At 72.0% G+C, this 7,867-nt stretch carries 6 protein-coding genes; all 6 read left to right on the plus strand.

Features of this window, described 5'->3' with window-relative positions:
* The first annotated feature begins 45 nt into the window (after positions 1-45).
* On the plus strand, positions 46-1,524 hold the full coding sequence (locus tag AB8Z36_RS22220; RefSeq protein ID WP_369215116.1) for a sugar transferase: 1,479 nt from the start codon (positions 46-48) through the stop codon (positions 1,522-1,524).
* 73 nt (positions 1,525-1,597) lie between these two features.
* Positions 1,598-2,917, plus strand: a complete 1,320-nt coding sequence (locus AB8Z36_RS22225; protein ID WP_369215117.1) for a nucleotide sugar dehydrogenase — start codon at positions 1,598-1,600, stop codon at positions 2,915-2,917.
* A 43-nt stretch (positions 2,918-2,960) separates the two neighbouring features.
* On the plus strand, positions 2,961-4,181 hold the full coding sequence (locus tag AB8Z36_RS22230) for a glycosyltransferase family 4 protein (protein ID WP_369215118.1): 1,221 nt from the start codon (positions 2,961-2,963) through the stop codon (positions 4,179-4,181).
* Entirely contained in the window at positions 4,171-5,532 is a 1,362-nt protein-coding gene (locus AB8Z36_RS22235; protein ID WP_369215119.1) for a Wzz/FepE/Etk N-terminal domain-containing protein, read from the plus strand. Before AB8Z36_RS22230 ends, AB8Z36_RS22235 begins: the two co-directional genes overlap by 11 nt.
* A complete protein-coding gene (locus AB8Z36_RS22240) occupies positions 5,529-7,058 on the plus strand; it encodes a Wzz/FepE/Etk N-terminal domain-containing protein (protein WP_369215120.1) in 1,530 nt (509 codons plus the stop codon). The genes AB8Z36_RS22235 and AB8Z36_RS22240 overlap by 4 nt, the downstream gene beginning before the upstream one ends.
* A gap of 3 nt (positions 7,059-7,061) precedes the next feature.
* On the plus strand, positions 7,062-7,867 hold an 806-nt coding region (locus AB8Z36_RS22245; protein WP_369215121.1), incomplete at its 3' end, for an asparagine synthetase B family protein.

Below are 7,867 nucleotides of genomic sequence, written 5' to 3' on the forward strand. Positions count from 1 at the left end.
AGTGTTAGGCGAGCACGTCGAATCACTGGGGACCTGGGGGGCTCTGTGCGGCAGGGGGGATTAGTCAGCCCGTTTCCGCAGGCGCGCGGGCGTCTGGCGAACGGGGCGATCAGCCAGCCCGCGATCGACTGGGAGCAGCGGTACCGACGTACCGTGATCACCAGCGATACCGTGTCCACCGCCTTCGTCGTGGCGGCGATCGGTGGCTTCTTCGGGGCCCGGGACGCGGCCAACTGGCACGAGAAGTGGACCATCCTCGCCTTCGGCACCGAGTTGCTGGTGCTGGTGGCGCTCGCGGTGAGCCGCGCCTGGGCTCCGGCCGTACTCGGTCAGGGCGCCGAGGAGTTCCGCCGGCTCGGACGCTCACTGTTCACCGCGGCCGTTGTACTGGCTCTGGGCGGTATCGCCCTGACCTCGCGCAACATCAAGCTCTGGATCTTCGTCGCGATCCCCGCGATCGCGCTTCTCACCATGACCACGCGCTATCTGCTCCGTCTTCGGCTGCACAGACAGCGCAAGGAAGGACAGTGTCTGCGACCGGTACTGGCCGCCGGAAGTCCGGCCACCGTGCGCGACCTGATCACCAGATCCCGCAAGTTCCCGCATCTGGGCTGGCGGGTGGACGCGGTGTGCACGACGGACGGCGCCGGGCTCGACGGCGACCAGCTGGACGGTGTGCCGGTGGTCGGCCGCCTCGCCGATGTCGCCAACCACGTCCGCCGCGACGGCTACCGGGTCGTCGCGGTCACCCCGGACCCGCACTGGTCACCGGACCGGCTTCAGCGCCTCGCCTGGAACCTGGAGGGCAGTGACGCCGAGATGGTCGTGGCGCCCGTCCTGATGGAGGTGGCGGGGCCCCGGCTGCACGTCGACGCGGTGCTCGGCATCCCGCTGCTCCGGGTCAGCATGCCGACCTTCACCGGGGGCCGCCGGGCGGTCAAGGAGGTCGTCGACCGGCTGGGCGCGGCGGTGCTGCTGATGGTGTTCGCGCCGCTGATGGTGCTCGTCGCGCTGCTCGTCCTCGCGGACAGCAGGGGCGGGGCGGTCTACCGCCAGCGCCGGGTCGGCAAGGACGGCCGTGAGTTCACCATCTTCAAGTTCCGCACGATGGTGGTGGGGGCGGACCGGGCGCGTGCCGCGCTGGCCGACCGCAACGAAGGCGCGGGCCTGCTGTTCAAGCTCCGCCGGGATCCGCGGGTGACCCGGGTGGGAGCGGTGCTGCGCCGGTACTCGCTCGATGAGCTCCCGCAGCTCTTCAACGTACTCACCGGATCGATGTCGCTCGTGGGTCCGCGGCCTCCGCTGCCGGAGGAATCCGCCGCCTACGGGCCTGACATCCGGCGGCGGCTGCTGGTCAAACCCGGTCTCACCGGCCTGTGGCAGATCAGCGGACGCAGCGACCTGCCGTGGGAGGAGGCGGTCCGCCTCGACCTTCGGTACGTGGAGGACTGGTCGCTCGCTCTGGACACAGTGATCTTGTGGAAGACGCTGCGTGCGGTGCTCTACGGACAAGGGGCCTACTGATGCCGGGAAGTCGTCGTCCGGCCAGGGCGCGAACCGCAGGCCGCAGGGGCCTGCCTGGGGGGAGGAACGGGGCATGAGAGTCAGCGTCTTCGGGCTCGGTTACGTGGGCTGTGTGTCGGCCGCGTGCCTGGCCAGCATGGGTCATGAGGTCATCGGGGTGGATGTCAACCAGGTCAAGGTCGACCTGGTCAACGACGGCAAGGCCCCGGTGGTCGAGGAGCGGATCGGCGAGCTCATCACCGAGGTCGTCGCCAGTGGGGCGTTACGCGCCACCACCGACGTCCGTGAAGCGATCATGGTCAGTGAGGTGTCGCTGGTCTGTGTGGGCACGCCGTCGGAGCCCAACGGCAGTCTGTGCACCACCTATCTGGAGCGGGTCACCGAGCAGATCGGCACCGTGCTCGCCGAGCGGGGCGGCCGGCAGACCGTCGTCTTCCGCAGCACCATGCTTCCCGGCACCTGTCTGAACCTGCTGGTGCCGATCCTGGAGAAGCACGTCGGCGGGACCGCGGGGGCGGACTTCGGGGTGGCGGTCAACCCGGAGTTCCTGCGCGAGGGCACGAGCGTGCGGGACTTCTTCGATCCGCCCAAGACCGTCATCGGCGAGCTCGACGCGGCGAGCGGCGACGCGGTGGCGGCGCTGTACGAGGGGCTGCCCGGCGAGGTGTTCCGGGTGCCGGTGCCCACCGCCGAGGCGATCAAGTACGCGGACAACGCGTTCCACGGCCTCAAGATCGGCTTCGCCAACGAGCTGGGCGCGGTGTGCCAGGCGCTCGGGGTGGACTCGCACCAGGTGATCGACGTGTTCCTGGCCGACCGCAAGCTGAACATCAGCCCCGCCTATCTGCGGCCCGGCTTCGCCTTCGGCGGCTCCTGCCTGCCCAAGGACCTGCGCAGCCTGGTGTACGCGGCACAGCGGGCCGATGTGTCGGTGCCGATCCTCTCCCATGTGCTGCCCTCGAACGCCGCGCACCTCCAGCGTGCGGTGGAGCTGGTGGAGCGCACCGGCAAGCGCCGGGTGGGCCTGCTGGGTCTGTCCTTCAAGCCCGGCACCGACGACCTGCGCGAGAGCCCGCTGGTCGAGCTGGCGGAGCGGCTCTTCGGCAAGGGCTACGAGCTGAAGATCCACGACGCCAACGTCAGCCTGTCCCGGCTGCTCGGCGCGAACCGCGAGTACATCGAGAACCGGCTGCCGCACCTGGCGAGCCTGCTCGCGGACTCCGTCGGCGAGGTGCTCGACCACGCCGAGGTGTGCCTGGTGGGCACCAGAGACCCGGCCGTGCTCTCGGCGCTGCCCCATGGCGACGACGGCCCGGCGCTCATCGATCTCATCCATCTTCCCGACGCCGAGGCGCGCCGGACCGAACCGGGGTACATGGGTCTTGCTTGGTAATGAGATAGGCGGCGGCCGGCGACCCCGGCGCGCGCTGATCCTGGTGGAGAACCTGTCCGTCCCGTTCGACCGGCGGGTGTGGCAGGAGTGCACGACACTGCGCGACGCGGGCTGGCGGGTCGACGTCATCTGTCCCCAGGGCAGTAAGCGGGACACGGAGGCGGAGGCGGAGATCGACGGGGTGGCCATCCACCGCTACCCCCTGCGCGCCGCCACCGGCGGCCCGGCCGGCTATCTGCGGGAGTACGGGTCCGCGCTGTGGCACACGGCGCGGCTCGCCCGCAAGGTCGGTCCCGTCCATGTGGTCCACGCCTGCAACCCGCCCGACCTGCTGTTCCTGCCCGCGCTGAGCATGAAGCGGCGCGGCGCGCAGTTCGTCTTCGACCAGCACGACCTGGTGCCGGAGCTGTATCTCTCCCGCTTCGGCCGGGGCAAGGACCTGCTCTACCGCGCCGTGTGCGCGCTGGAGCGGTGGACCTACCGGGCGGCGGACATCGTGATCGCCACGAACGAGAGCTACCGGGACGTCGCGGTGCGCCGTGGCGGCAAGCGGCCGGAGGACGTCTTCGTGGTGCGCAGCGCGCCCCAGGTCGACCGGTTCCAGCCGGTGCCGCCCGAGCCCGGGCTGAAGCGCGGCAAGCCCCATCTGCTGTGCTATCTGGGCGTCATGGGCCCCCAGGACGGGGTCGACTACGCCCTGCGGGCCCTCGCCAGGCTCCGCGACGAGCTCGGGCGCACCGACTGGCACGCGGTGTTCGTCGGCTCCGGCGACGCCTTCGACGCGATGGTGGAGCTGGCCGAGCGCCTCGGCCTCTCCGAACAGGTGGAGTTCACCGGGCGCATCCCGGACGCCGACCTGGTGCGCTATCTGTCCACGGCGGACGTGTGCCTCTCCCCCGACCCGCGCAATCCGCTCAACGACGTGTCGACGATGAACAAGGTCCTTGAGTACATGGCGATGGGCCGGCCGATCGTCTCCTTCGAGCTGCGCGAGGCACGGGTCTCCGCGGGAGACGCCGCCGTGTACGCGCCCGCCAACGACGAGGCCGCCTTCGCGAAGCTCACCGCGCTGCTCCTGGACGACCCGGAGAAGCGGGCCCGGATGGGCGAGATCGGCCAGGAGAGGGTCACCGGTCAGCTCTCCTGGAGCAACTCCCAGCAGTCGTTGCTCGCCGCTTACGACGCCGCCTGCCGTAAGCGCACCTCCGGGTCTGCGAGAGGCCCCCGGCCGGCCAAGGGAGGAGGCCGCACCGTTGAGCGATGACACGATACGCCTGGTCACGATCGGGCGGATTCTCCACCGGCGCTGGCGGCTGCTGGCCGTTCTCGCCGTGGTGGGCGCGCTGGTCGGCTACGGCACCTCGGTGCTGTTCCCGCCGCGCTACACCGCGACGGCGTCGGTCCTGCTGCCGGGTCAGTGGGAGGAGCGCGAGCTGCTGACCCAGGCGGAGGTCGCCACCAGTTCGGCGGTGACCGACCGGGCGGCCGCCGCGCTCGACTGGTCCGGCGTCAACGGCGCCGCACTCAAGGACCGGGTGAGCGCCAAGGCCAGCAACGGGAACATCATCAAGATCTCGGGGACGGCCGGGACCCCGGAGCGCGCGCAGCGGCTCTCCGACCGCATGGCCCAGCAGTTCGTCGCGTTCGCCACGCGTATCGCGGGCGGCAGCACCGAGTCCGAGGCCGCCGCCGGTCCCGAGGCGCTGCGCAAGAAGGTCCAGGAGACCAACCGGCGCATCAGCGACCTGGCCAAGGCGGCCGACCCGGGGCGGACCGTGGAGGGCGTGCAGGCGCGCACCGCGCTCGAAAAGCTCCGCACCGGTCTTGAGGAAGCCATGAAGAAGCTGGACGAGGCCGACCCGGCGAGCAGCAAGGCGAGCATGGTCGTGATGGGACCGGCGCCCCGTCCGACCAGCGAGGCACCGCCGACCAGAACGCAGTTGATCGTCGGCGGAGCGCTGGTGTTCCTGCTGGTCGCGGTGATCGGCCACCTCGCCGCCGCGCGGGCCGACCGCCGTCTGCGCGCCGAGGCGGAGATCGCCTCGGCCCTCGGCACGGCGCTGCTCGGCACCGTCGACGTGCCCGGGGAACGGCACACGACGGAGGACCGGGGCCCGCGGTCCCGGGTGCGCCGGCTGCTCGGCGTCGACACCCGGTGGGACGCGCCCGCCCCGCCGAGGTCCGCTGACGAGAGCGGCAGGCGGACCCGCTACCGGCGGGTCTGTGCCCGGCTGCGCAATCAGCTGCCCGCCCCGCGGCGGCTGCTGGTCGTCGTGCCCGAGGGCGATGGGATCGCCCACCGGGCCGCGGGGCAGCTCGTGACCGAGGCCAAGAGCGATCCGCTGCTGCGGATGGTGGAGGTCTCGGTGGCGAAGCCGATGGTGCCGGACCGCGACGCCGAGTCCGGTGCGCTGGTCGTGCTCAGCGCGGGCAGGTGGACCGCGGGGGATCTCGCGGGCATCGCCGAGGCGTGTGCGGACGCCCGGCACGAGGTCGTGGGCGTCGTCGTCGCCGGGGCGGTCCGCGCCGGTACGAAGCGCTCGGACGGCCGTCCCGCGGAGAGCGCCACGCTGGCCCTCGCCGTGCGCGGCCACGCGACGGGGGGCTCCGCGTGACGACGCGTACGACCGCGGAGTCGTCGCAGGCCACTCCGCTGCTCGACCTGCACGCGCTGGTGGTGGCGGTGCGCAGGCGCCGCCGTCTGTGGTGCCTGATGGCGCTGCTCGGCATGCTGGCCGGGGCCGCGGTGGCGGTCCTGATGCCGCCCCCGCCGAGCGCGGTGACCAAGGTGCTCGTCACGCACGCGGAGGACCAGGCCAATGACACCGGGACGCTGATCCGTACCGACGTCGAACTCCTCGGCACCACGCGTATCGCGGGCGAGGCCCTGAAGACCCTCAAGTCCTCGCAGCGGCCGGAGGACTTCATGCGGGACTACCGAGGTACCGGCCTGACCAACAACGTGCTCCAGATCGATGTGACCGGCGCCAGTGACGCCGACGCGGTGGCCCGGGCCGGGGCGCTGGCCGACGCCTTCGTCGCCGACCACGTACGGCGGATGAAGGAGACCGCGAAGGCCGAGGCCAAGGCGCTGCTCGACCAGCGTGACCGCATGCGGAACGAGCTGGCGAAGGTCAACAAGGCGATCGGGGACCGGTCTCCGGAGAGCGACCCCAAGGCGTCGGCGAGCATCGAGTCGCTCTTCGCCCGCCGGGCCGAGCTGAACTCGCGGATCGCCGACTTCGACGAGCGTGCCGCGGAGGCGCGCACCGGTACGCCCAAGCTGATCGCGGGCACGCAGATCGTGGACGCGCCGCGTGCCGTGCACACCTCGCCGGCCAAGTCGGCCGCCACCAAGGCGGCGATCGGGCTCGTCCTCGGCCTTGTGCTCGGGCTCGTCGTCGCGGCGGTCGGCACCGTGGTGGCCGACCGCCCCGTGCTGCGCAGGGAGATCGCGAACAACCTGGGCGCCTCGGTCATCGCGGAGCTGCCCCGTACCTCCCGCCTCTCGCTGCGGCTGTGGCAGCGCAAGCGCACCCGGACCGTCCGCGAACGGCTCACCGCCCTGCTGGTCCGCACGGTGCGCGGTTCCTCGGAAGGGGTGTCGCTGCTGGAACTGGGCTGTGCGCGCAGTACGAGCGCCCTCGCCCTGCGTGTCGCCGGGGCGCTGGCGGCGGAGGGTCCGGTGGTCGTCATCGACGGTCTGCCCGGCTCGGAGCTCGCCGACAGCCGTACGGACGCGGGGGGCGCGAGCGTGGTCAGCGGCGAGGGTGCCGCGGCCGTGCCGCACGAGGTGCGCAGGCTCGGCGTCGGCTCGGTCGCGCCCGGCACGGCCTGGACCGACCTGCACTATCTCGGCGGGCAGACCGTGCTCGTCGTGCGCGCCGGGCACGGCAGTGCCGCGTGGCTGCACACCGTCGCGCGGCAACTCGCCGACCAGCGCATTCCGGTGATCGGTGTGGTGCTGATCGACCCCGATCCGCGGGACAGGACCGACGGCACGCTGTGGGACGGGCTGCACACCGCGCTGCGCGGCCCGTACGAGCGGCCGGCCCGGCAGAGCAGGACCGGGCAGCCCCGGACGGAACGGCCTTCCATGTCGGCCGCACGGGTCCCGTACAGCGACCAGGAGGCGCGCTAGATCATGTGTGGCATCGCAGGCACCTACCTCTGGCCGGACGGGAAAGCAGTGACCGACCGGCTCACCGACGTCCTGGCCCACCGCGGCCCGGACGGCGCGGGCCGCTACAGCCATCTCGCCGGTGACGGGGAGGTGCAGCTCGGGCACCGGCGTCTCGCCATCATCGACCTGTCCGAGACGGGCGCCCAGCCGATGGTCTCGGACGGTCTCGCCCTGACCTACAACGGCGAGCTGTACAACGCGCCGCAGCTCCGGGCCGAACTGACGGGCCTGGGGGCACGCTTCCGTGGCACCTCCGACACCGAGGTGCTCCTGGAGGCCTGGCGCCGCTGGGGCACGGACTGTCTGCCCCGGCTGCGCGGCATGTTCGCCTTCGCCGTCTTCGACGAGCGCACCGGTGAGCTGGTGCTCGCCCGCGACCAGCTCGGCATCAAGCCGCTGTTCCTGCTCCGGCGGGGCACGGGCCTGGTGTTCGCCTCCGAACTCAAGGCGCTCGCCGCGGTGAGCGGCGGACCGCTCGATGTGGATCACGGGGCGCTGGTCGCCTCGCTCCTGTACTACTGGGTGCCGGACTCGCGGTGCGCCTTCCGCGAGGCGGAGAAGCTGCCGCCGGGGAGCTGGCTGCGCTGTCGGCCCGACGGCCGGGTGGAGCGCGGCCGGTACTGGGATCTGAAGGAGGTGGCCGCCGAGGGCCAGGAGCGCGCCCGCGGCGGTGAACTGCCGGATCTGGCCGCCGTCATCGAGGAGTCGACGCGGCAGCACATGCTCTCCGACGTGCCCGTGGCGGCCTTCCTCTCCGGCGGGCTCGA

The sequence above is a fragment of the Streptomyces flavofungini genome, from assembly GCF_041028215.1.
Lineage (GTDB): Bacteria > Actinomycetota > Actinomycetes > Streptomycetales > Streptomycetaceae > Streptomyces > Streptomyces flavofungini_B.

Bases quoted from the DNA above. Each gene is read 5' to 3' on its own strand.
- AB8Z36_RS22225 (WP_369215117.1), top strand. From the start codon at position 1,598: ATGAGAGTCAGCGTCTTCGGGCTCGGTTACGTGGGCTGTGTGTCGGCC.